The organism is Mycobacterium sp. NPDC006124, from assembly GCF_040614235.1.
GTDB lineage: Bacteria > Actinomycetota > Actinomycetes > Mycobacteriales > Mycobacteriaceae > Mycobacterium.
The window spans coordinates 35,033-58,920 of the sequence record NZ_JBEXUA010000020.1; the positions used below are offsets into that span (position 1 = coordinate 35,033).

Annotated in this window: 23 protein-coding genes; 17 read left to right on the top strand and 6 right to left on the bottom strand. The window is 69.0% G+C overall.

Translation table 11 applies throughout. The features are described from left to right. Positions 1 to 4 precede the first annotated feature (4 nt). Positions 5 to 685 (top strand): hypothetical protein, encoded by a 681-nt coding sequence (locus tag ABZ195_RS26425; RefSeq protein ID WP_355222859.1) that lies wholly within the window; start codon positions 5 to 7, stop codon positions 683 to 685. 21 nt (positions 686 to 706) lie between these two features. Here the strand turns inward: ABZ195_RS26425 and ABZ195_RS26430 are convergent, their stop codons facing one another. Continuing rightward, positions 707 to 883, bottom strand: a complete 177-nt coding sequence (locus ABZ195_RS26430; RefSeq protein ID WP_355222860.1) for a hypothetical protein — start codon at positions 881 to 883, stop codon at positions 707 to 709. A gap of 112 nt (positions 884 to 995) precedes the next feature. Then, positions 996 to 1,127 carry a hypothetical protein gene (locus ABZ195_RS26435; RefSeq protein ID WP_355222861.1) on the bottom strand — a complete coding sequence of 44 codons (132 nt, stop codon included), beginning with the start codon at positions 1,125 to 1,127 and terminating at the stop codon, positions 996 to 998. Positions 1,128 to 1,292: 165 nt separating this feature from the next. Between ABZ195_RS26435 and ABZ195_RS26440 the strand changes: the two genes are divergently transcribed. The 4 genes from ABZ195_RS26440 to ABZ195_RS26455 all read left to right on the top strand — a co-directional run bounded on the left by ABZ195_RS26440 (position 1,293) and on the right by ABZ195_RS26455 (position 5,125). Next, positions 1,293 to 2,045 (top strand): GAF and ANTAR domain-containing protein, encoded by a 753-nt coding sequence (locus ABZ195_RS26440; protein ID WP_355222862.1) that lies wholly within the window; start codon positions 1,293 to 1,295, stop codon positions 2,043 to 2,045. A 226-nt stretch (positions 2,046 to 2,271) separates the two neighbouring features. Further along, on the top strand, positions 2,272 to 3,396 hold the full coding sequence (locus ABZ195_RS26445) for a glycosyltransferase (protein WP_355222863.1): 1,125 nt from the start codon (positions 2,272 to 2,274) through the stop codon (positions 3,394 to 3,396). Next, entirely contained in the window at positions 3,393 to 4,310 is a 918-nt protein-coding gene (locus tag ABZ195_RS26450; protein ID WP_355222864.1) for a glycosyltransferase, read from the top strand. The genes ABZ195_RS26445 and ABZ195_RS26450 overlap by 4 nt, the downstream gene beginning before the upstream one ends. Continuing rightward, complete coding sequence (locus tag ABZ195_RS26455; protein WP_355222865.1) at positions 4,307 to 5,125, top strand: transglutaminase family protein; 819 nt, start codon at positions 4,307 to 4,309, stop codon at positions 5,123 to 5,125. Before ABZ195_RS26450 ends, ABZ195_RS26455 begins: the two co-directional genes overlap by 4 nt. Positions 5,126 to 5,132: 7 nt before the next feature. Here ABZ195_RS26455 and ABZ195_RS26460 read toward each other — a convergent pair whose 3' ends face one another. Then, on the bottom strand, positions 5,133 to 5,330 hold the full coding sequence (locus ABZ195_RS26460) for a hypothetical protein (protein ID WP_355222866.1): 198 nt from the start codon (positions 5,328 to 5,330) through the stop codon (positions 5,133 to 5,135). A 167-nt stretch (positions 5,331 to 5,497) separates the two neighbouring features. On the opposite strand from ABZ195_RS26460, the gene ABZ195_RS26465 reads away from it, so the two are divergent. The 10 genes from ABZ195_RS26465 (at position 5,498) to fbaA (ending at position 16,181) form a co-directional block, all read left to right on the top strand. Continuing rightward, the gene (locus ABZ195_RS26465) at positions 5,498 to 6,631 is read left to right on the top strand and encodes a N(5)-(carboxyethyl)ornithine synthase (protein WP_355222867.1); all 1,134 of its coding nucleotides are present in this window, start codon (positions 5,498 to 5,500) and stop codon (positions 6,629 to 6,631) included. A 45-nt stretch (positions 6,632 to 6,676) separates the two neighbouring features. Further along, positions 6,677 to 8,488 (top strand): bifunctional serine/threonine-protein kinase/transporter substrate-binding domain-containing protein, encoded by a 1,812-nt coding sequence (locus ABZ195_RS26470; protein WP_355222868.1) that lies wholly within the window; start codon positions 6,677 to 6,679, stop codon positions 8,486 to 8,488. 97 nt (positions 8,489 to 8,585) lie between these two features. After that, positions 8,586 to 9,674, top strand: a complete 1,089-nt coding sequence (locus tag ABZ195_RS26475) for a hypothetical protein (RefSeq protein WP_355222869.1) — start codon at positions 8,586 to 8,588, stop codon at positions 9,672 to 9,674. Between the two features lie 107 nt (positions 9,675 to 9,781). Then, entirely contained in the window at positions 9,782 to 10,786 is a 1,005-nt protein-coding gene (locus ABZ195_RS26480; RefSeq protein ID WP_355222870.1) for a substrate-binding domain-containing protein, read from the top strand. After that, a complete protein-coding gene (locus ABZ195_RS26485; protein WP_355222871.1) occupies positions 10,783 to 11,778 on the top strand; it encodes an ABC transporter permease in 996 nt (331 codons plus the stop codon). Before ABZ195_RS26480 ends, ABZ195_RS26485 begins: the two co-directional genes overlap by 4 nt. Further along, on the top strand, positions 11,775 to 12,557 hold the full coding sequence (locus tag ABZ195_RS26490; protein ID WP_355222872.1) for an ATP-binding cassette domain-containing protein: 783 nt from the start codon (positions 11,775 to 11,777) through the stop codon (positions 12,555 to 12,557). The genes ABZ195_RS26485 and ABZ195_RS26490 overlap by 4 nt, the downstream gene beginning before the upstream one ends. Further along, positions 12,535 to 13,467 carry a PfkB family carbohydrate kinase gene (locus tag ABZ195_RS26495; protein ID WP_355222873.1) on the top strand — a complete coding sequence of 311 codons (933 nt, stop codon included), beginning with the start codon at positions 12,535 to 12,537 and terminating at the stop codon, positions 13,465 to 13,467. Before ABZ195_RS26490 ends, ABZ195_RS26495 begins: the two co-directional genes overlap by 23 nt. Then, the gene (locus ABZ195_RS26500; protein WP_355222874.1) at positions 13,464 to 14,114 is read left to right on the top strand and encodes a nucleoside/nucleotide kinase family protein; all 651 of its coding nucleotides are present in this window, start codon (positions 13,464 to 13,466) and stop codon (positions 14,112 to 14,114) included. The genes ABZ195_RS26495 and ABZ195_RS26500 overlap by 4 nt, the downstream gene beginning before the upstream one ends. A gap of 5 nt (positions 14,115 to 14,119) precedes the next feature. Continuing rightward, the gene (locus ABZ195_RS26505) at positions 14,120 to 15,109 is read left to right on the top strand and encodes a LacI family DNA-binding transcriptional regulator (protein WP_355222875.1); all 990 of its coding nucleotides are present in this window, start codon (positions 14,120 to 14,122) and stop codon (positions 15,107 to 15,109) included. Positions 15,110 to 15,158: 49 nt separating this feature from the next. Beyond that, positions 15,159 to 16,181, top strand: coding sequence for a class II fructose-bisphosphate aldolase (gene fbaA, locus ABZ195_RS26510; RefSeq protein WP_355222876.1), 1,023 nt, complete (start codon positions 15,159 to 15,161; stop codon positions 16,179 to 16,181). 6 nt (positions 16,182 to 16,187) lie between these two features. On the opposite strand, the gene ABZ195_RS26515 is transcribed toward fbaA, so the two are convergent. Together ABZ195_RS26515 and ABZ195_RS26520 are read right to left on the bottom strand one after the other, a co-directional pair. Continuing rightward, on the bottom strand, positions 16,188 to 18,647 hold the full coding sequence (locus ABZ195_RS26515; protein WP_355222877.1) for a phosphoketolase family protein: 2,460 nt from the start codon (positions 18,645 to 18,647) through the stop codon (positions 16,188 to 16,190). Between the two features lie 106 nt (positions 18,648 to 18,753). Beyond that, the gene (locus tag ABZ195_RS26520) at positions 18,754 to 19,176 is read right to left on the bottom strand and encodes a hypothetical protein (protein WP_355222878.1); all 423 of its coding nucleotides are present in this window, start codon (positions 19,174 to 19,176) and stop codon (positions 18,754 to 18,756) included. Positions 19,177 to 19,531: 355 nt separating this feature from the next. On the opposite strand from ABZ195_RS26520, the gene ABZ195_RS26525 reads away from it, so the two are divergent. Together ABZ195_RS26525 and ABZ195_RS26530 are read left to right on the top strand one after the other, a co-directional pair. Next, positions 19,532 to 21,004, top strand: coding sequence for a serine/threonine-protein kinase (locus tag ABZ195_RS26525; RefSeq protein ID WP_355222879.1), 1,473 nt, complete (start codon positions 19,532 to 19,534; stop codon positions 21,002 to 21,004). Positions 21,005 to 21,089: 85 nt separating this feature from the next. Next, the gene (locus ABZ195_RS26530) at positions 21,090 to 23,306 is read left to right on the top strand and encodes an MDR family MFS transporter (RefSeq protein WP_355222880.1); all 2,217 of its coding nucleotides are present in this window, start codon (positions 21,090 to 21,092) and stop codon (positions 23,304 to 23,306) included. Between the two features lie 47 nt (positions 23,307 to 23,353). Here ABZ195_RS26530 and ABZ195_RS26535 read toward each other — a convergent pair. Continuing rightward, the coding region (locus tag ABZ195_RS26535; RefSeq protein ID WP_355222881.1) for a hypothetical protein at positions 23,354 to 23,888 on the bottom strand (535 nt) is incomplete at its 5' end.

The window sequence follows — 23,888 nt, forward strand, 5'->3', positions numbered from 1 at the left end:
CTCCGTGGGCAGGCATCAGCTGGTGAGGCGGCGGCGTAGGCCGCCGTTGTTGCTCGCCGGGGTCGTGGCCTCGTTCGCCGTGCTGGCGACCGCCGGGGGCAGTCCTCGACCCCTGGCCGTCGAGCAGGTCGCACAGTCGGCTCCGCTGCCTGCCACACCATGTTGTCTACAGGTCGTGGCTGCTTCGGAGGCCGTTCGTCCGGCGGCTCCCGCCGGCATGGCGTTGTTCTCCTCGGCCTCGCCCGGTCGCACCGTGGCCGTTCCCGCGGCGGCCTCGCGTTGGCGGGTGCTCGACCTCCATCGGATCCTGCCCAAGAGCGTGGCCCCGGAGGCCGGTCTGCAGGTCAAGACGATCTTCCTGGCGCGCAGCATCGGCGTGGTGTTCCCCGAGATTCACAGCATCGGCGGCATGCGTGCCGACGCCCTTCGGTGGCATCCGGACGGCCTGGCCCTCGACGTGATGATCCCGAACGCGAGTTCACCCGAGGGCATCGCGCTGGGCAACAAGATCGTGGCCTATGCGCTGGAGAACGCGGCGCGATTCGGGCTGCAGGATGCGATCTGGCGCGGTGTCTACTACACGCCGAGCGGTCCGCAGAATTCCGGTGCCGGGCACTTCGACCACGTCCACCTCACGACGTTCGGCGGGGGATACCCGACCGGCGACGAGATCTATTACCGCTGAACGAGTTTCGAGCGGCTCGAGCTAGGCGACGACGGCCTCGGGCAGCAGGATCGGCACCTCGACCAACACCGGCGAGATGGAACTGATGCACGCGTGCGTCAGGTTTCCGAACGGATGGTCACACACCGGACAACCCTCGTCCAGGTCGGTCTCGACGCTCCGGCGTGCTGTGAAAATCTCGACGATCCAGCGCCCCATGCGTACTCCCCCGATAGCAAAACCGTCCCAGATATGGGACAAACTTAGCTGCCAGCTACGACAAGGTCAATCACCAATCGACGAGTTCTAAACATCCAATTCGATGCATGTGTCACCGCTTCTTGCGAATGGCGTCTTCGGTCGCGGAGGTGGTGTCGGCCTTGGTGCGCTTGTCGGCACGCTTCTCCTTCAACGACTTGCCGGCCTTCTTGGACATCGTCGACCTGGGAGACTTGTCGGACATTCGTGGCCCCTTGCGTTGGGGGCCTGGTTGGTCCCGATTCCACGACCATACGCGCGCAGCTGATCGACACCTGACGTCCGCACCGTGAATCGTTGCGCAGCAGGCTGTTTCAGCGGTGTCGCCGGTCGTCGGTCGGTGGATGCCGCGCGGGCATAGGCTGCAGGCATGGCTGACGCGGCGTCGACGGATGCCGACCTTCGGGCCGGGATCGCCGCGTTGGCCGGGCTGCTGGCGGGCAGCCTGGCCCTGCCCGACCTGCTGGCGCAGGTGGCGGCCTTCACGTGCCGGGCGATACCCGGGGCGGTGGGGGCCGCGGTGACGCTGCTGCAGGTGGACGCGACCGACACCACGGTGGCCGCGCTGGCGGCGAGTGCGCCGTTCGTCGCCGCGATCGACGAGATCCAGTACGTCACGCTCGACGAGGGTCCCGGCATCAGCGCGGCGCGCGAGCGGCGACCGGTGCGGTCGGGCTCCCTCGGTGGGGAGAAGAAGTGGCCACGGTTCGGACCGCGCGTCGGCCGGATGGGTGTGCACAGCGTGCTGGCGTTGCCGCTTCTCCTGCCGGACCGCGTGGTCGGGGCGATCACCGTCTACGCCTACGCCAAGGACGTCTTCGACGACCACGCCGAGGAGCTGGGCGAGCTGTTCGCACTCCCGGCGGCGGCGGCGGTCCACAACGCCCAGGTGCTGGCCGACGCGCTCGTGCTCAACGCCCAGCTGCAGCGGGCGCTGTCCTCCCGCCCGGTCATCGACCAAGCCATCGGCATCATCCGCGCGCGCACCGGCCGCACCGCCGAGGACGCGTTCGTCCAGTTGCAGTCGATGAGCCAGAGCGAACACCGCAAGCTCGCCGACGTCGCCACGCTCGTCGTCGACGAGGCGGTACGGCGTGCGCAGGCGCGGAACAAGACGCCCTGACATCGCTGCGCAGCCCCTCTAGCAGTGCGAATGGTTCACGCGAGGCCGGTCGGAGCACGTCTGGGGTGGTAAAGTCGGGCTCGTTGGGACCCAACCGGTCCGGGATCGAGACAGCTGTCCGCCGCTGTCCTCACCGAGCAACCGCTCACGCCGGGCACTTCGGTGACATCCGCCTGCCGGGAGCACCTTGAACGTCCCAATCCGTTTTCCCTCCTTCATGGGCCACATGGCACAGGAACGCCGCGCGAACCCGGCGATCGGCATGCTGACGAGCTTTCCGCCGACGCCGTGCGGGCTCGCCACCTTCAGCGCGGGGCTGGCCGACGGTCTGTCCGGCAAGGGCTCCGACGTGGGCGTGATTCGCGTAGCCGACGGTGCGCAGTCCTCGAGCACGGCGGTCGTCGGGGAGTTCGTCACCGGCTCGTCCGCCTCGCTCGTCGAATGCGTCGACCTGCTCAACCAGCGGGACGTCGCCGTCATCCAGCACGACTACGACCTCTTCGGCTCCGAGATCCTCGACGTCGTCGAAGCGCTGCGGGTCCCGACCATCGTCGTGGCCCACGAGATCCTCAAACATCCGACGCTGCAACAGCGTTCGTTGATGGAGACGATGGCCGCCAAGGCCGACCGGATCGTCGTCATGTCCCGGGCCGCCAATGACCGCCTCTGCGCCGAGTACACCGTCGACGCCGGGCGGGTCGTCACGATTCAGCGCGGTGCGACGCTGCCGACGGTGGCCCCGCTGAAGCGTTCGGGCCGGCCGACGCTGTTGACGTGGGGACTGATGGGTCCGGGCAAGGGCGTCGAGCGGGTCATCGACGCGATGAGTGGCCTCAAGGACCTGCGGGGACAACCGCGTTACCTCGTCGCCGGCGCCACGCACCCACGGGTGCTGGCCGCCGAGGGGGAGGCCTACCGCGAATCCTGCATCGAGCGGGCCAGGAGCGCCGGCGTCGCGAGCGCGGTGAGCTTCGACTCCATCTACCGCAGCACGGCCTCGTTGTCGGCGCTGATTCAGACCTCCGCCGCGGTGGTGCTGCCCTACGACTCCACCGACCAGGCGAACTCCGGGGTGTTGGTCGACGCGCTGGCCGCAGGTCGGCCCGTCGTCGCGACCGCCTTCCCACACGCCGTCGAACTGCTCGGCAGCGGAGCCGGTGTCGTCGTCGACCACGACGATCCCGACGCGCTGGCGCTGGCGTTGCGCCGCATGCTGACCGACCCGCGCATGACCGGCGACATGGCCGCTGAGGCACGGCGTTTGGCCCCGACGATGGGCTGGCCGGTGGCGTCGGCCGAATATCTCGCCCTCGCCCGGCGCGTCGTCGCCGATCGTGCGGCGATGGTATGAGCACCCCGTCACCCGTCTTCGACCACCTGCTGCACCTCTCGGACCGCCGAGGCATCTTCGAACACGCCGTGCTGGCCGAACCCGAGCGCAGCGGCGGCTACCGCACCGACGACATGGCCCGGTTGCTCGTCGTCGCCACCCGTCAGCCAGACCCGGCCGGCCCGGTCAACGGACTCGCCGGTCTCGCCGTGCGGTATCTCAACGAGGCGCAATCCTTTGCGGGCCCGTGCCACAACCACATGGACGTCAAGGGCAACTGGGTCGACCAACCGTCGCTGGACGTCTGGTGGGGTCGCTGCCTGTGGGCGCTCGGCACCGCCGCCGCGCACAGCAGTGTGGGACTGGTCCGTCGGATCGCCGTCATCCAGTTCGAGCGCGCTGCCAAGGTGCGGTCGCCCCATCCGTTGGCGATGGCCTACGCCGCGCTTGGCGCCTCCGAGATCCTCTCGGTGCAACCCGACCACGCAATCGCCCGTGCCCTCCTCGAGGCCTACGCCGACGCGGAGTCGTCGTCGCCGACCTTCGGTGCGGCGGTCGCCGCCGAGGCGATGATCGCGGCCGGGACGACGCTGGACCGGCCGGAGCTGTGCCAACGGGGATTGGACCTGTTGAACCGCTTGCTCGACGACGTGGCAGGGCACCGCCAGCCCGCGGCGGTCGCCGAGATGTCCGACGCCTGCGCTCGCGCGGCGGGCGTCGACGCCAGCCCGCGGTGGCCGGACGCCGTCCGCGCGGCCGTCGCATGGTTCGAGGGGGCCAACGAATCCGGGCAACCGATGTGGGATCCGCAGACCGGTGGCGGCTTCGACGGTCTCGACGCCGACGGCGTGGACCGCAACCAGGGTGCGATGTCCACTCTGGCCGTGGCGTCGACGATGCAGAACGCCCAGCGCTTCTCGGCCGACGCCGAATGACGACTCCCGCACTGCGGCGACAGGTCGCATGCGGGCTCGACGTGGACGTCACGGCGCCGACCACGCTGGAGTTTCAGATCGCCGTCGCCCCGCATCCCGACGCCGAGGTGTGGGAGGCCCTGACGTTCACCCTCGACGGCGTCGACGTGGCGGCCAAGGAGATCAGCGGCGAGCACGGCAACCGGATCCACCAGCTTGCGGTGTCCGGGGGAAATCTGCAGGCGACCTACTCGGCCACCGTCATCGGCCAGACCGATCCCGCACCGGTGACCGACTACGACCTGTCGCGGTACCTCCGTCCGACGCGGTACGCCGAGGCCGACAAGTTCTACGGTTTCGCCGCAACCGAATTCGGGGGCTACCTCGATTCGACCACCTTGCTCGAGAAGGTGTCGTCGTGGGTGGGCAGCCGGCTGAACTACGTGCCGGGTTCCAGTGATCCGATCGACGGGGCGGTGGACACGCTGCTCGCCGGTGCCGGTGTGTGCCGCGACTTCGCCCACCTCGTGGTGGCGCTGCTGCGGGCCGTCAACGTGCCGGCGCGCGTCGTCGCCGTGTACGCACCAGGGCTCTACCCGATGGACTTCCACGCGGTGGCCGAGGCCTTCGTCGAGGGTGTGTGGCGCGTCGTCGACGCCACGTTGCTCGCGCCGCGGCAGAGTTTGGTGCGGATCGCCACCGGCGGCGACGCCGCCGATACGGCCTTCCTGGTCAACCACAAGGGTGCGATCACGCTGAACTCGATGTACGTCACCGCGATCGTCGACGGGCAGTTGCCGCGGGACTCGATCGACCAGCTGGTGTCGATCCGCTGACGGGCGGTCAGCCCTCGGTGTCGAAGCGACCCTCGTCGCGCTGCTGGACTGCCCGGGCGTCTGCGGCCAACTCGTCCACGACGCTGGCCCGGCCGAGAAGTCGTCGGTCACCGCGGAACTTGCGGGAGAAGATCGCGACCATGCCCGCCAGGGCGAGCGCGACCAAGACGGCGACGACGATCAGGACGATCGAGTTGGTGGTCACGACGGCGCCTCTGATTCTCGCGGGGACTGCCAGTACATCCGGATTTCGTCGAGGTGTCAATTTCGTTGACACTCGGGCGAAATCGAATCGACGACGGCCGGTCGAGTACGGTCTAGCTACCGAGCCGGTACCCCGGCGTCGGCGGTGATCATGCTTCGGGAGGGCCAGTGAGCGGACTCAAGCTCGGCGTCATCGCACGGACGCACAAGGAGAACGAGCACCGGCTGCCGATCCATCCCGAGCACCTCGACCGCATCGACGACGGCGTCATCGGGCAGATCTATCTCGAGCGCGGCTACGGCGAGCACTTCGGGATCTCCGACGAGACGCTGTCGCGTTCGGTGGCCGGTCTGCGGTCGCGCGAGGAACTGATCGCCGAATGCGACGTGATCCTGTTGGCCAAGCCCGACGCCGACGACCTCGCCGAACTTCGCGACGGTCAGATCCTCTGGGGCTGGCCGCACTGCGTGCAGGACGCGGAGTTGACGCAGCAGGCGATCGACCGCCAACTGACGTTGATCGCCTTCGAGGCCATGAACCTCTGGCGCAAGGACGGCTCCTTCAAGCTGCACGTGTTCCACAAGAACAACGAGATGGCCGGGTACTGCTCGGTCCTGCACGCACTGGAGATCATCGGCTCGACCGGTACCTACGGGCGGCGGTTGCGTGCCGCGGTGATCGGCTTCGGTGCGACGGCCCGCGGGGCGGTGACGGCGCTGAACGCCATCGGCGTGCACGACATCGACATCCTCACCAACCGCAACGTCTCCGAAGTGGCGTCGCCGATCCACTCGGCGGAGATCGTGCAGTTCGAGTCCGACGAGGAGGGCTCGAGTTTCGCGCTCGTCGACGAGGGCCGGGTGCGGCTGGCCCAATACCTGGCCGAGCACGACGTCGTCGTGAACTGCGTGTTGCAGGATCCCAACGCGCCGCTGGTCTTCCTGCACGAGGCCGACCTCGAGGCCTTCCGGTCCGGGAGCCTGTTCATCGACGTATCCTGCGACGCTGGAATGGGTTTCAGCTGGGCTCTTCCGACCTCGTTCGACGATCCGACGTTCATCGTCGGCAACAACATCACCTACTACGCGGTCGACCACAGCCCGTCCTACCTGTGGAACGCCGCCACCTGGGAAATCAGCGAGGCATTGATTCCCTACCTGCCAACGGTTCTGGCCGGGCCCACGGAGTGGGATGACGACGAGACGGTGCGCCGCGCCATCGAGATCCGCGACGGCACCATCGTCAATCCCGACATCCTCGCATTTCAGGACCGTTCGCCGGAGTATCCGCACGTGCGGTAGCTTCTATCGACGGCCACGGGGGTGGCCGTCGCCGAGGAGCACAGGGTGAGCGTTACGCCATTCGGGCACTACCAGCTGCAGGAGCTGTTGGGCCGGGGTGGAATGGGCGAGGTCTACCGCGCCTACGACACCAGGACCGACCGTGTCGTCGCGCTCAAGGTGCTCCCTCCCCACCTCGCCGAGGACGCGGTCTTTCAGCAACGCTTCCGCAAGGAATCCCTAGCGGCCGCCAGTTTGAGCGACCCCCACGTCGTGCCGATCCACGGTTACGGCGAGATCGACGGCCGGCTGTACCTGGACATGCGGCTGATCGACGGCAAGACCCTCGGCGACATCCTCGCCGAGGGGCAGGGGCCGGTCGACTCCTCGTTGGCGGTCGCGGTCGTCGAGCAGGTGGCCTCGGCCCTGGACGCCGCGCACGAGGCGAATCTGATCCACCGCGACGTCAAGCCGTCCAACATCCTGCTCACCAAGCAGGAATTCGCCTACCTCATCGACTTCGGGCTGGCCCGCACCGCGGGGGAGAAGGGCATGACGACCGCCGGCAACACGCTCGGCACGCTGGCCTACATGGCGCCGGAGCGATTCGACGCAGGCCAGAGCGACCCGCGCTCGGACGTCTACGCGCTGGCGTGCGTGCTCTACGAGTGCCTGACGGGTTCGCGTCCCTTTCCCGCCGAGAGCCTCGAACAGCAGATCGCCGGGCACATGGTGCAGGCCCCGCCACGTCCGTCGGCGTTCGACCCCCGGTTGGCCGCCTTCGACGGGGTGATCGCCAAGGGGATGGCCAAGAAGCCGGCCCAGCGATATCAGAGCGGTGCCGAACTGGCCGCGGCCGCCCGCAGCGCACTGCATGCGCCCGTACGCGGTGGCCACCGTTCGGGTCGGCACTCGGCCCGCCGGGTGCCGACGCACGGCGCGTGGCGTCCGTCTCGCACGATCGTCACGGTGGTCTCGGCGGTCGTGCTGGTTGCGGCGTTCGGCACCTTCGGGGTGGTGCAGTGGCGCAGCGGACCCGATGAGGAGGACACCCGACAGGCCGCCGTCGAGAACAGCACCGCGCCCCCGGACCCGAATCTGCGGGCGGGCGCCGTGCCGTCGATCGCGGCCACCGTGCCCGCCGACGTCCGGCAGTCCGGCCGGTTGGTGATCGGGATCAACGTGCCCTACGCGCCCAACGAGTTCAAGGATTCCCACGGCCAGATCGTCGGTTTCGACATCGACGTGATGAATGCGATCGCCCGGACGTTGGGCTTGGAGGCCGACTACCGGGAGACGGCGTTCTCCAGCATCATTCCGTCGGTGCAGGCCGGCAACTTCGACGTGGGGGCGTCGTCGTTCACCGACACCGCCGACCGGGAGCGCGACGTCGACTTCGTGACGTACTTCAGGGTGGGCAACCTGTGGGCTCGTCGCACGGGGACGACGGTGGAACCCTCGGCGGCGTGCGGTCTGAAAGTCGGTGTCGCACAGGGCGGTTTACAGGAGCTGAAGGAAATTCCGGCCAAGAGTGACGAATGCGCGGCGGCGGGGTTGTCGCCGATCGACATGGTGGTGTTCACCCGGCAGGACGATCTGACGAAGGCGTTGGTGGCCGGCGAGGTCGACGCGATGTCGGCGGATTCTCCGGTGACGGGATTCGCGGTGAAGCTCAGTGCCGGGGTCCTGGAGACGACGGGGGAGGTGACCGACCCCGCGCCCTACGGCTGGCCGGTGGCCAAGGGTTCCGGATTGGCCGAGTCGCTGAAGCTGGGGCTGGAGCAGCTGATGACGACCGGCGAGTACCGCACCATCGCGACGCAGTGGGGGGTCGAGAAGGGGATGATCGACGCACCGGTCGTCAACGGGGCGCGATAGGGCCGCGATGGGGCCGAGCCCAGTTCAGTTCTGACACTTGACCTCACGACGGTGTCGCCTTCGCCGGGATGGGTGCCCGCGGCGGTACCGTGACACCGTGGACCTCGTACTCGGCCTGTCGCTCACCACGACGGCGCTGCGTTGGGTGCTGGTCGAGGGGACGACGGGCGAGGGCGACCCGGTGGACCGTGGCGAGGTCGACATCGCCGCAGTCGACGACGTCGACGCGGAGTTGATGGCACGGGCGGTCTTGAACCCCGCCGTGGTGGCCGGGCACCGGATCCGGGTCGTCGGAGTCACCTCCACCGCCGGTGCCGAGGGCGCCGCGGTCGCCGTCGTCGACGCCTTGGCGGCGCGGGACCACCTCGACGTCGTCCGCGTCTCGGACGCCGCGGCGGTCGCCGCTCTGGCCGCCGGCGTGGCAGATCTCGCCGACTACGACGACGTGGCGGTGTGCATCGTCGAACCGGATTCGGCCTTCGTGGCCGTGGTCGACGCGGGAGAGATCACCGTCGAGCACGTGCGACGCCCCGCGGACCGGGCCGACGCCATCGAGCTCACGAGCAGCGTCGTCGCCGCCCTCGACCGGGAGTTACAGGCGGTCTTCGTCATCGGCTCCGACGACGTGGAGGTGATCGTCTCCGCCGTCGAGGCCGTCACCGACGCGCCCGTCTTCAGCGCCACCGAAGCCGACCTCGCCCTGGCCCGGGGCGCGGCCCTGGTGGCCGGCCGAACCCTGGACATGTCGGAACCCCGGGTCGGTGGAGCGTGGTCGTGGCTCAGGTCGCGAACGGGCGTGCTGGCCGCCGTGCTCGCCGCCGCAGTGGTGACCTTGGTCGTGTCGTCGTCGCTGGCGATCGGGCTGAACCTGAGTCGCGACGATCCGGCTCAGGCAGCCCAAACGTCAAGTGCCGCAGAACGACCCGAGACCGTCACCGCACCGCCACCGCCGGTTCGCGCGCGGGTCGGATTGGCCGAGATGGCGAACTCGGTCGCCAGGACGATGGTCGTCGCCCTGCCGCCGGCGCCGGTCCCGGAGTACGTGCCGCCGCCGGTCGCGCCGCCGCCCGCGTACGTGCCCCCGGCCCCGGTCTACGTTCCGCCACCGCCGCAGCAGCCCCGACTGCGCGACCGCATCATCGACCGCATCCCGATCATCGGTCGCTTTCACCAGCCCGGGCAGTAGCCGACGACCATTTCGCGAAAGCGCGTGCGCAAGCGCTTGCCTACGGCATAGGCTCCCGGGCAACGCGTGGCGGGACCGGCCGTCGCATCGGGGACAAGGGAGTCCATATGTTCGGAAAGCGCAGCCTCAACACGGTCGGGGCGGCACTCGTCGCCGGCACGATGATCCTCGGCCTGAGCGGCTGCGGCGGATCTGGCTCCGACGGCGTGAAGGTCGGCCTGATCACCAAGACCGACTCCAACCCCTACTTCGTCAAACTGCGCGAGGCCGCCCAAGCCCAGGCCGACAAGGACGGCGCCAAGTTGATCGCGCTGGCGGGTGCGTTCGACGGCGACAACGAAGGTCAGGTCGCCGCCATCGAGAACATGGTCGGCCAGGGCGTCAAGGGCATCCTCATCACCCCGAACTCCTCGACCGGGGTGCTCGACGCGATCAAGAAGGCCCGCGACGCCGGCGTCGTGGTGATCGCGCTCGACACCGCCACCGATCCCGAGGACGCCGTCGACGCGACGTTCGCGACCGACAACAAGGCCGCCGGCGTCAGCCAGGGCAAGTGGGTCAAGGCCGCGATCGGGAATGCGCCGCCTCAGGTCGTCATGCTCGACGGCACCCCCGGCGGCACCGTGGACACCTTCCGTCACGACGGCTTCCTCGAGGGCTTCGGCATCGCGAACGGCTCGCCGGAGATCGTCGGCCAGGAGAACACCAACGGCGATCAGACCAAGGCGCAGACCGCCATGGAGAACATCCTGCAGCGCGCCCCGGGCATCAACGCGCTCTACACCATCAACGAACCCGCGGCCGCCGGTGCCTACCAGGCGATTCAGGCTGCGAACCGAACCAGCCAGATCACCATCGGCTCCATCGACGGCAGCTGCACCGGCGTCGCAGACGTCAAGGCCGGCAAGATCGGCGCCACCGTCATGCAGTTCCCGGCCAAGATGGCCGAGCTCGGCGTCCAGGCCGTGGTGAAGTTCGCCAAGGACGGCACCAAGCCCAGCGGGTTCAACGACACCGGCTCGCAGCTCATCACCGACAAGCCCGTCGCCGGTCTGGAATCCAAGGACACCGCCTGGGGCGAGCAGAACTGCTGGGGCAAAGCCGGCTCATGACCACCGCCGCTCCCGCGACGGCCAAGCCATCGGTGGCGAGCCGGTTCAGCGCCGGACACCTCCTGCGTGAACCGCTTCTCGGACCGCTGGTGGCCCTGGTCATCGCCATCGTCATCTTCAGCGCCGTCTCCGACTCGTTCCTCAACCCGCAGAACGTGTCGCTGATCCTGCAACAGTCGGTCGTCGTCGGCATTCTCGCCGTCGGCCAGACGCTCATCATCCTGACCTCCGGCATCGACCTCTCCATCGGAGCGGTCGCCGTCTTCGGCACCATCGTGATGGCCCAAAGCGCCGGCGCCAACGGTCCCGTGGTCGCGCTGGGGTCGACCCTTCTGGTGTGCGTGGTGTTCGGAGCGGTCAACGGCGGGCTCGTCACGGCGTTGCGACTGCCTCCGTTCATCGTCACGCTGGGCACGTTCACCGCGATCCAGGCGGCCACCCGCCTGCTCGCGGGCTCGGAGACCTATCGGGTTGAACCAGGCCCGCTGACATTCCTGGGCACGTCCTTTCGCCTCGGGACCTTCTCGACCACCTACGGCGTGGTCGCGATGCTGCTGGTCTACCTGGTGATGTGGTACGCGTTGTCCCAAACCGCCTGGGGCAAGCACGTATACGCCGTCGGAGGCAACTCGCAGGCCTCCAACCTCTCGGGCATCAAGTCCGGCCGGGTGCTGTTCTCGGTCTACGTCACCACCGGCGTGATCGCGGCCATCGCCGCGTGGGCGGCGCTGGGCCGCATCCCCAACGCCGACCCGAACGCCTACCAGAACGCCAACCTCGAGACGATCACCGCGGTGGTCATCGGCGGCACCAGCCTCTTCGGCGGGCGCGGCGGGGTGGGCGGCACCCTGGTCGGCACGCTGATCGTCGGCGTGCTCCGCAACGGCCTCACGCAGGCCGGCGTCGACAACCTGTACCAGAACATCGCGACGGGAGTCCTCGTGATCGTGGCAGTGGCAGTGGATCAATTCGCACGCCGGAGATCTCAGTGACTGGCGCACCGGCCCTGGAAGCCCGCGGCCTGGTCAAGAAGTACGGCAACGTGACGGCCATCAACGGTGCCGACTTCGAGCTGCGCGCCGGCGAAGTCCTCGCCGTCATCGGCGACAACGGCGCCGGAAAGACCAGCCTCATCAAGGCACTCGCCGGTGCCGTGGTGCCGGACTCCGGTGAGATCCTGATGAACGGCACGCCGGTGTCGTTCAAGAGCACGCGCGACGCCAGGGCGGCCGGCATCGAGACGGTGTACCAGGATCTCGCGGTGGTGCCGGCCCTGGATATCGCCTCCAATCTCTACCTTGGCCGCGAGGTGCGGCGAAAGGGGCTGTTCGGCAGCGTCTTTCGACGGCTCGACATGCCCAAGATGCGCGAGGACGCCTCCCAGCACCTCGCCGACTTGAAGATCGGCATCAAGTCGGTCAACCAGGCCGTGGAGACGTTGTCCGGTGGCCAACGCCAAGGTGTCGCCGTGGCGCGGGCCGCGGCCTTCGGCCGTGGCGTGATCATCATGGACGAGCCGACCGCGGCGCTCGGCGTGCGGGAGTCGGGGCAGGTCATCGATCTGATCCGGTCGATCCGCGATCGCGGGATTCCGGTGGTGCTGATCAGCCACGACATGCCGCACGTGTTCGAGGTCGCCGACCGCATCCACATCCACCGCCTCGGGCAGCGTGCCGGGGTCGTCGACCCGAAGAGCCGCTCGATGTCCGAGGTGGTCGCGCTCATGACGGGTGCAGAGGAGCCGAGCGATGAGGAACGCGCCGGCCTCTGAGGCGGCCCCGCGGGGAATCTTCGTGGGTCTGGCGACCCTCGACGTCATCCACCGCATCGCTGCGCCTCCCGCGGTGAACGAGAAGGTCACCGCGGCAGCGCAGTTCGTTGCGGCCGGTGGCCCCGCGGCCAATGCCGCCGTCACGTTCGCCGGGCTCGGCGGCGACGCCGTGTTGGTCACCGCTCTGGGTGACGATCCGGTCGCCGACCTCATTCGCGCCGACCTCGCGGCCCACGGTGTCGAGGTCGTCGACTCGGCGCGGGGCGACTCCCCGGCGGTCCCCGTGTCCGCGGTGTCGGTCGTCGAGGCGACCGGAGACCGGTCGATCGTCTCGCTCGACGCTGTGGACTCCGAGGCGCCGCCGCCGGCTGGGCTGGACGGCCTGGTGGCCGGTGCCGACGTGGTGCTCGTCGACGGCCATCACCCGCTCATCGCCCGCGCCGCGGTTCGGCACGCCCAGGCGCGGTCGACTACCGTCGTCGTCGACGCCGGCCGGTGGAAGCCCGTCATGGCCGACCTCGTCACCCCCGCCACGGACATGGTGTGCTCCAACGACTTCCGAGTGCCGGGTACGGACACCACCGAGGCCACCGCGGCCGCGTTGGTCGAGTGCGGTTGCCGTGCGGTGGTCACCACTCACGGCGGCGACCCGGTGCGGTGGTGGTCGAACGGCGATTCGGGGACCGTGCCGGTGGAACCGGTCGTGGTCGTCGACACGGCGGGGGCCGGAGACGCGTTTCACGGTGCGTACGCCTACTTCTCGGCACGGCCGGCAGACGAACTCGCCGAACGCATCGCGCTCTCCGCCCGCGTGGCGGCGCTGCGGTGCTCGGTGGTCGGGCCGCGGGCCTGGCTGTCCGAACTCCCCGGCCACATTGACGGCGAACGACCTGGAAGGCCGGAACGGTGACCATCGAGCACGACGTCCACGACACCACCCTCGACCAACTGGTCGCGTGGGCCAAGGCGCTCGTCGTCGGCGGCGAGCGCCGCATCCTCGGTCTCACCGGGGCGCCCGGCGCCGGAAAGTCGACCGTCGCCGAGCAACTCGTCACCGCGCTGGGTCCCGAGGTGGCCGTGCTGGTCCCCATGGACGGTTTCCACCTCGCCAACGAGGTGCTGCTCGACCTCGGCCGGCGCGATCGCAAGGGCGCCCACGACACGTTCGACGACGGGGGTTACGCACGGCTGATCACCGCGTTGCGCGCCCAGGGGGCCGGCGACCCCGTCGTGTACGCGCCGCGCTTCCGGCGCGAGATCGAGGAGTCGATCGGATCGTCGATTCCGGTTCCCGCCGCGGTGCCCCTGGTGGTCACCGAGGGCAACTACCTGCTGTTGGAGGCCGACGCCTGGCCGCAGGCGCGCGCGCACATCGACGAGGTCTGGTTCCTGGCCCCCGACACCGAGATTCGCCACACCCGGCTGCTCCGCAGGCACGAAGCGTACGGAAAGTCCCCCGAGGACGCGGAGTTCTGGGCGTTGGGGCCCGACGAGCGCAACGCCCAGCTGATCGAGTCGACCGCTGGTCGCGCCGACCGGATCGTGCGTCTCCGGTGACCACGATGGGCGACGTCGCCCGACTCGCAGGCGTCTCGGCGTCGACGGTCTCCCACGTGCTCAACGGAACGCGCAACGTCGACCGCGCCACCCGGTTGCGGGTCGAGGCCGCCATCGAGAAGACGGGGTACCGCCGCAACGTGGTCGCACGGTCCTTGGCCGCCGGTCGCACGCACACCGTCGGGCTGTCCATCTCGGCGTTGACCAACCCGTACTTCGGCAGCCTGGTGCACGCCGTGGAGCGCGCGCTCTCCGATGCCGGCTACGTCCTGATCGTCGGGGACTCCCACGACGACGTCGACTCCGAGAAGCGGTTGACCGACTCGTTGTTGGACCGCAAGGTCGACGGGATGATCGTGGCGCCCGCGGCCGGGTCGGAGCGCGTGACCCTTCCCATGATCGCCCGCACGCGAACGCCGATGGTGTTGATCGACCGCGGGGTCGACGTCGGCAGCGACCAGGTGGGTCCGGAGAACTTCGAATCGGCCCGGTCCCTGACCCGGCATCTGCTCGACCTGGGGCACCGGCGGATCGGCGTGATCCGGGGGCTGACCGGAATATCCTCCACCGTCGAGAGATTCGACGGATACCGCGCCGCGTTGGCCGACCACGACGTCAACCTCGACCCCGATCTGGTGCTCGACGGCGAGTCCAGCACCGACGTCGCCGAGACCAGGGTGCACGCACTCCTCGCCGATGCCCACCGGCCCACCGCCCTGGTGTCGCTGAACAACTCGATGACCATCGGCGCCCTGAAGGCGATCCGCAGTCTGGGTCTGTCGATCCCGGCCGACGTGGCGTTCGTCTGCTTCGACGACTTCGAGTGGTCGGACCTCTTCGAACCCAGGCTCACCGCGGCGGCCCAGGACGTCGACGCGATCGGGGCCACCGCGGTCGAACTGCTGTTGCGTCGCATTCGGGGCAGCGACGATGCGCCGCAACGCATTCGGGTGCCGACCACCTTCCACCACCGCAACTCGTGCGGTTGCACCTAGACAGCTAGACACCTAGGCACCCAGCCCCCAGTCGACAGGACGTCACGACATGCCGATAGCCAGCCCCGACCAGTACGTCGCCATGCTCGACCGGGCCAAGGAGGGCGGGTTCGCCTATCCGGCGATCAACGTCACCAGCTCCCAGACGCTCAACGCGGCACTGCAGGGTTTCGCCGACGCCGAGAGCGACGGCATCATTCAGGTGTCCCTGGGAACGGCTCTCTACCTGTCCGGCAACGCCGTTCAGAACCGGTTCACCGGGTCGAAGGCACTGGCCCTCTACGCCCACGAGGTCGCGCGGCACTATCCGGTCACGGTGGCGCTGCACACCGACCACTGCCCGGCCGAGAACCTCGACGACTGGGTCCGGCCGCTGATCGCCGATTCGACCGAGCGCCGGGGCCGCGGGCTCGACCCGCTCTACCAGTCGCACATGTGGGACGGATCGGCGGTTCCGCTGGCCGATAATCTGCGCATCGCCACCGAATTGCTGGAGGCGTCGGTGGCCGCCAATACCATCCTCGAGATCGAGGTCGGGGTGATCGGCGGTGAGGAGGACGGCATCTCCCACGAGATCAACGAGAAGCTCTACACCACGGTGGACGACGCGCGCGCCACCGTGGCGGCGCTGGGCGTGGGGGAGCGCGGCCGCTATCTGACCGCGTTGACCTTCGGCAACGTCCACGGCGTCTACCACCCCGACTCGGTTCACCTGCGTCCGGAGATCCTGGCCGAGATCCAGGCCGTGATCGGTCGGGAGACCGGGCGGGACAAGCCCTTCGACCTCGTCTTCCACGGCGGATCCGGCTCGAGCGCCGAGGACGTGAGGTCCGCCGTCGCCAGCGGCGTGGTCAAGATGAACGTCGACACCGACACCCAGTACGCGTTCACCCGATCCATCGCCGGCCACATGATCGGCAAGTACGACCAGGTGCTCAAGGTCGACGGGGCCTACGGCGACAAGAAGGCCTACGACCCGAGGTCGTGGGGCAAGCCGGCCGAGAATGCCATGGCCGCACGGGTGGTCGAGGCCGCCCAGACGTTGGGATCGGCCAGCCGCGCGATGCGCTAGGACCGGCTACTCGTTGTCGCCACCGGTCGACTCGGTGGCGCCCACGGCGCCGAACGTCGCGCCGTGCGCGGCCGGCCACACCCAGTCCCGCACCTCCGGGATGTCGTCGCCGTGGGTGCGGGTGTACTCCCGGGCGGCGAGCCGTTTGTCCACCATCTGCTGGCGCAGCGTGGCGTATGAGGACTGCAGCGACGGAACGCGGTCGATGACGTCGATCACCAGGTGGTAGCGGTCGAGGTCGTTGAGCATCACCATGTCGAACGGCGTGGTGGTGGTGCCCTCCTCCTTGTAACCGCGCACGTGCAGGTTCTCGTTGTTGGCGCGACGGTAGGTCAGGCGGTGGATCAGCCACGGGTAGCCGTGATAGGCGAAGATCACCGGCTTGTCGCGGGTGAACAGCATGTCAAATTCGTGGTTGGACAACCCGTGCGGATGCTCCTTCTCGTCCTGCAGCCGCATCAGGTCCACCACGTTGACGAAGCGGATCGTCAAGTCGGGGATGTTCTTTCGCAGCAGGTCGACGGCCGCCAGTCCTTCGAGTGTCGGGACGTCACCGCAGGTGGCCACGACGACGTCCGGCTCCTCCCCGGGGGTTTCGTTGCCCGCCCAGTCCCAGATGCCCAGGCCGCGGGTGCAGTGCGCGACCGCCTCCTCCATGGTGAGGAAGTTCGGGCTCGGCTGCTTGCCGGCGACGACGACGTTGACGTACTGGCGCGACCGCAGGCAGTGGTCGTAGGTCGACAGCAGCGTGTTGGCGTCCGGCGGCAGGTACACCCGGACCACCTCGGCGCGCTTGTTGACCACGTGGTCGATGAACCCGGGGTCCTGGTGACTGAAGCCGTTGTGGTCCTGGCGCCACACATGGCTGGACAGTAGGTAGTTCAGGCTGGCGATCGGCCGGCGCCACGCAATGTGGTTGGTCACCTTGAGCCACTTGGCGTGCTGGTTGAACATCGAGTCGACGATGTGGATGAACGCCTCGTAGCAGTTGAACAGGCCGTGGCGCCCGGTCAGCAGATACCCCTCCAGCCAGCCCTGGCACTGGTGCTCCGAGAGCATCTCCATGACCCGCCCGGCGCGGGCGAGGTGTTCGTCGACCTCGGGGCCGACGTACTCGGCGTTCCACTGCTTGGCGGTCGCGTCGTAGACGCCCTGCAGGCGATTCGACGCCGTCTCGTCGGGGCCGAAGATACGGAAGTTGTCGGGGTTGAGCCGCACCACGTCGGTCAGCCAGCCGCCCAGCACCCGGGTGGATTCGGCGATCGTCGCCCCCGGGGCGGGCACGTCCACGGCGTAGTCCCGAAAGTCGGGCAGGCGCAGATCCCTCATCAGCAGACCGCCGTTGGTGTGCGGGTTGGCGCTCATCCGCAACTCACCCGTCGGGGCGAGTTCGGCGATCGTCGGATCGAGTGTGCCGTCGGCGTCGAACAGTTCGTCGGCCCGGTAGGACGCCAGCCAGTCGGCGAGCACCTTGAGATGCTCGGGGGTGTCGCGGGCGTTGGCCAGCGGAACCTGGTGTGCCCGCCACGATCCGGTGGTCTTCTTGCCGTCGATGTAGGCCGGCCCGGTCCAGCCCTTGGGGGTGCGGAAGACGATCATCGGCCAGCGGACCCGCTCGACGTCGTCGTCGGGGAGTGCCTTGAGTTCGGCGATCCGGTTGAGCACCGTGTCGAGCAGCTCGGCGAAGTCCCGGTGGGCCTGGGCCAGGTCGGTGTCCTCGGTCGCCTCGAAGAAGTACGGCTCGTGGCCGTACCCGATCATCAGACTGCGCAGCTCGTCGTGCGGAATACGATCCAGCACAGTCGGATTGGCGATCTTGTAGCCGTTGAGGTGCAAGATGGGCAGCACCACGCCGTCCTGGGTGCGGTTGACGAACTTGTTGGAGTGCCAACTCGTCGCCAGCGGGCCGGTCTCCGCCTCACCGTCACCGACCACCGCGGCCACCAGCAGGTCGGGATTGTCGAACGCGGCGCCGTAGGCGTGCGAGAGCGCGTAGCCAAGCTCGCCGCCCTCGTGAATGGAGCCGGGCGTCTCGGGGGCGACGTGGGACGGGATGCCGCCGGGGAAGGAGAACTGGCGGAACAGTCTCCGCAAACCCTCCGCGTCGGCGGTGATGTCGGAGTAGGTCTCCGAATAGGTGCCGTCGAGGTAGGCGTTGGCCACCAGGCCGGGGCCGCCGTGGCCGGGGCCGGTGACGTAGATCGTGGACTGGGAACGCTCCTTGATGGCCCGGTTCAGGTGGGCGTAGAGGAAGTTCAGACCCGGCGTGGTGCCCCAGTGGCCGAGCAACCGGGGTTTGACGTCGTCGCGGGTCAGGGCCGTCCGCAGCAGGGGGTTGTCCAGGAGGTAGATCTGGCCGACCGACAGGTAGTTCGCCGCCCGCCACCAGCCGTCGAGTTGGGATAACGCGCTGTCGCTCAACGGTTTTACGTCGGCGGAGTTCCAGGCTGTGGTCACCGTGCTCATCGAGACGTCCATTCCGTTGTCGTGACCCACGCCATCGTACGGCTGGCGTGAGCACCCGACGGGGCGGTCATGAGGAGTCAACCCGCAGTTCGCGTCCCCGCCACCTCTAGCACGGGCGGGCCGACGGTGCCGTCGACCGCACCGGGAGTGTGCGGCGGGCGGCGAGTCGCCCGGCGATGATGCGCATCGCGTCGCCGACCGAGCCGACGATCGGCACGGAGTCGTGGCGTGCGAGGCGGTGTCGTCGCGCCGGGTCGACGACGAGGGTCACGTCGGCGACGCCGCGCAGATCGCCGACCAGCTCGTCGTCCACGCCGCCGGTGTTCAGCAGGTCCACCACCAGCGGATCGCCGACCAGGGCGAACCGGCGCAGGTGGGTCGACACCTGGTGGCGATTGGCGGGGCTGAGCTGACCCGTCACCTCGACGAGGATGGCGACGCTGCGCAGCTGTGCGCGCAGCTGGACGCCGTGGCACTCCGTGACGGGGCTACGGGCAGCGAGTGGTGTGACGACGTCGTTGGTGAACACGTAGAAGAGCCGATCGACAGGGGACGGACCATGGTGTCTGGCTGCGGGGCTCAACCGTGCGCGTCAGCGTAACCCGTGCCGCGGCCCCCCGTCGGGCTGATGTTCGAAGTGCCTGGGCAGCACTCGATTAGCGGCGCGTCCCGGCCGGCGACGTCGAGGGGTTCCCGCCCGGTGGCGAGCAGCGCAGGGGGGCGTACGTCACATCACTCGCCCCATCCCGACGGCCCGTTGAACCCTGTACCCTGGGCACGAATCAATTGGCTTGTGCTGCTTGCGCTTCGGCATCGTGCCAGGTCAACCGCCACGAGCGGGTGCGAGGCAGGCCCCGAGGTGCAGTGAGGGAAGGATCGTCATGGTGTCCCCGGGTGCTGGACCACGTCCGAGCACGCGGTTCGGCCCCTACGAGCTGCGGGAGCTCATCGGCATGGGCGGCATGGGCGAGGTCTACCGCGCCTATGACACCGTGCGTGAGCGGATGGTGGCCCTGAAGATCCTGCGGGCCGACGTCGCCGCGGATTCGAGCTACCGGGACCGGTTTCGCCGGGAGTCGCGCATCGCGGCCCGACTGCAGGAACCCCACGTCATCCCCGTGCACGACTTCGGTGAGATCGACGGGGTGCTCTACATCGACATGCGCCTGGTAGAGGGCGGCAGCGTCAAGGACGAGTTGCGGGTCAACGGAGTGCTGCCGCCGGCGCGTGCGGTCGCGATCGTCACGCAGGTGGCCGCCGCCTTGGACGCCGCCCACGCCAACGGCCTGGTGCACCGCGACATCAAGCCGGAGAACGTCCTGCTGACGCCCGACGACTTCGCCTATCTGGTCGACTTCGGGATCGCCAACGGCGGCGGCGAGGCCACCGTCACCAGGACGGGCCTCATCATCGGGTCGTGTGCCTACATGGCCAGCGAGCGGCTCAGCGGCAAGCCCGGCGGGCCCCCGTCGGACGTGTACTCGCTGACGTGCCTGCTGTTCGAGTGCCTGACGGGTCGGGCACCGTTCGACGCCGCCGACATCCGGCAGGTGATGAGCGCCCACATGTTCGCCCCGCCGCCGCGACCCAGCGAGGTGCGACCGGGCGTCAACCCGGCATTCGACGCCGTCATCGCCAAGGGCATGGCCAAGAGTCCCGGTGAGCGGTTCGCCACCGCGGGCGAGTTGGCCCGGGCGGCGGCCGCCGCGGTGCACGCTGCGGTGCCCCGATTCTCCCCGCCCCCGAGCACCCGGCAGTTCACCGCCGAGCGACCTCCGGCCTACGTTCCGCACCCGGCCGCGGCCGTGCAGGCGCCGGTGGCGCGGTCGCGGTTCGGACGCACCCAGAAACTGTTGCTGGCGGGTGCGGTGGCCACGCTGTGCCTGGCGGCGGGCCTGGCCGCGGCGATCGTCTTCACCGGGGGTGACACCGGATCGCAGGCTCAGAGCCCGCTGGCCGCCGCGCCGGGCGCAACGACGGAGACCGGTACGCCGACGACCACCACCACGACGTCCACCGCCGCGCGCCTCTCCGGGGTGTCCAACGTCGACGCGAAGGGCTTCGTCGGTCAGGCCGCCCGCTGCGACGCGGGCACGCTGGTCTCCGCCATCCGCACGGCGTCGTCCCTGGCGGTGATCTGCCAGGAGTCGCCCGGCAGCTACTACTACCACGGCGAACGCCTGCGCGACGGCGCCAACGTGCGCATCGCCGACGCGGTCCCGACCGACGGCGGATTCGACGCGGTGAACCCCGCCGACGGTGCCCGCTACCAGGTGCGCTCCGACGGGCTGACCATCATCAGCAACGGCCACGTGGACTCGTCGGAGTCGGCGCTGGAGTACGGCTCGGCCAGCTGACGGGATTATTTCGGGGCCTCCGCGGGTACATTGTTAGGTCGCGTAACTAACGTCGACCTTCACAGACACCCGAGCGAGGCAATGCATGACGGACACGGTGACCGAACCGCCGCGGTCGAACGAGGTTCAGATCGACCCGTCGCGACGCAATCTGATCTTCACGGCCGTGCTGCTGGGCATGCTGCTGGCGGCGCTCGACCAGACGATCGTGGCCACTGCGCTGCCGACCGTGGTGGCCGACCTTGGCGGCGCCGGCCATCAGGCCTGGGTGGTGACCAGTTACCTGCTGGCCTCGACGGTGGTGACGGCGATCGTCGGCAAGCTGGGCGACCTGTTCGGCCGCAAGCCCGTCTTCATCGCGGCAGTGCTGTTCTTCATGGCCGGGTCGGTGCTGTGTGGCCTGGCCGGCTCGCTGCCGATGCTGGTCGCGGCGCGGGCCCTGCAGGGCATCGGCGGCGGCGCCATCATGGTCACCGCCACCGCGGTCATCGGCGAGGTCATCCCGCTGCGCGAACGCGGCAAGTACCAGGGCGCCCTCGGCGCGGTGTTCGGCGTCACGACGGTCATCGGCCCACTGCTGGGCGGGTTCTTCACCGACCACCTGAGCTGGCGCTGGGCGTTCTGGATCAACGTGCCCGTCGCCGTCGTCGTGCTGATCGTCGCCGTCATCGCCATCCCGAACCTGGGCCGCAAGGCGCGGCCGGTCATCGACTACGCCGGCATCGTGCTGGTCGGCCTCGGCGCCACCGGGTTGACGCTGGCCACCAGCTGGGGCGGCAGCGAGTACGCCTGGGGGTCGATGATGATCATCGGCCTGTTCGTCGGGTCGGTGGTGGCCATCGCCGCGTTCATCGCCGTCGAGCTGCGGGCGAAGGAACCCATCCTGCCGATGCGGCTGTTCCGCGAACCGGTCTTCGCGGTGTGTTGCGCGCTGTCGTTCGTGGTCGGCTTCGCGATGCTGGGCGCGCTGACGTTCCTGCCCACCTTCATGCAGTTCGTCGACGGTGTCTCGGCGACCACGTCCGGGCTGCACACCCTGCCGATGGTGCTGGGCCTGCTGACCATGTCGATGAGCAGCGGCGTGATCGTCGGCCGCACCGGAAAGTACAAGATCTTCCCGGTCGCCGGGACGGCGGTGATGGCCGTCGGCTTCGTGCTCCTGTCGCGGATGGGACCGGACACCTCCACCCTGGTGCAGTCGCTGTATCTGGTGATCCTCGGCGCGGGCATCGGCATGTGCATGCAGGTGCTCGTCCTGATCGTGCAGAACACCGTCGACTTCGCCGACCTCGGTGTCGCGACCTCCGGCGTCACGTTCTTCCGGACCATCGGCAGTTCGTTCGGCGCGGCGGTGTTCGGGTCGCTGTTCAACAACTTCCTGAAGGACCCGCTCGCCGACGCCGTCGCCAAGAGCGGCGCGCCGGCCGCGGCCGCGCAGTCACCGGACGCGCTGCACGCACTGTCCCCGGAGATGGCCGCACCGATCGCGTCGGCCTACGCCGACGCCCTCGATCAGGTGTTCCTGTATGCCGCGCCGGTGGCGGTGGTCGGTTTCCTGCTGGCATTGATGCTCAAGCAGGTTCCGTTGCGCAGCAACGACGTCAGCATCGCCGCCGACATGGGCGAGGGCTTCGCGATGCCGACCACCGATTCGCCGGACCAACTTCTGGAGAACGCCGTCGGCCGGTTGATCCGCCACGGTTCCGGCGCGCAGTTGCGGTCCATCGTGGAGCGGCCGGGCGGCAGCAAGCTCGACATCAGCCGGTTGTGGGCGCTGCTGCAGGTGTACCGGTTCGGGCAGGCCGCGGGGCAGGCCCGGCTCAGCGACATCGCCGAACACGTGCGCGTGCCGCGGGAGATCCTCGAACCGGCCTTCGACCGGCTGGCCCTCACCGGGTTCGCGCAACGTACGCAAGATCAGTTCTGGCTGACGCCGGCCGGGGCCCGCGAGGTCGAGCTGGTGCGCGCGCACACGTTGGAGTGGCTCACCACCGGGCTCACCCAGTCCGCGGGGCTGCAGATCCAGCCCGACCGCACCCAGGTCAGGGAGGCGTTGGACCGCATCTCGCAAGACGTTCTGGTGCAACGGGATTACTCCGAGGACGCGACGCAGGCGATGCGGTTGCGGCCGCCGCGCCGGACGCCGCACCCACCGCGTCGTCCCCCGACGCCCATGCCCCCGCGGGCTCAGCCGCCAAGGCCGAACCAACGGCCCCAGCGACCGCCGAGTGAACCGCCGACCACTCGGTTCCGGCCGCCGCCGGGCCCGCCGCCGCGTGGGCCGCGGCCCCCGCAGCGTTAACCGACCGGCGCGGGAGCCGGCAGAAATGGTCCGCGCCACGAGCCTCGTCAGACCGGAATCGTCTGACCGAGGCTCGTATTCACCACAAAGAGTTTGGCGGGGACGGTGATGGTGCCGTCGTCGCCGGCGGATTTGTTGATGAGTAGTCGGGTTCCGTGGGCGGTGAGGGTGTAGCCGGTGATGTTGCCGCCGCGGTCGATGCCGGTGTTGGTCAGGACGGTGCCGGTGGTGGTGTCGATGGTGGTGATTTGGGGGGAGATGGTCTTGCTGAGGTCGCGGATGACGTAGGCGGTGGTGCCGTCGTCGTTGAGCAGGATGGGCAGGTTGGCGTTGGGTGGGTCGCCGATCAGGGGTGCGGCGATGACGGTGCCGGTGGTGGTGTCGATGACGTAGACCTTGGTGCCGCCGAAGGCGAATGCGTCGGGTAGTGAGACCAGTTGCAGGGCGCGGCTGCCGTCCGGGGTGAGGACGAGTGGGCCGATGGTTGGGCCGTCGAATGGTGTTGTGCTGATGACGTTTCCGGTGGTGGTGTCGATGGTGACGAGTTTGGCGGGGACGGTGGTGGTGCCGTCGTCGCCGGCT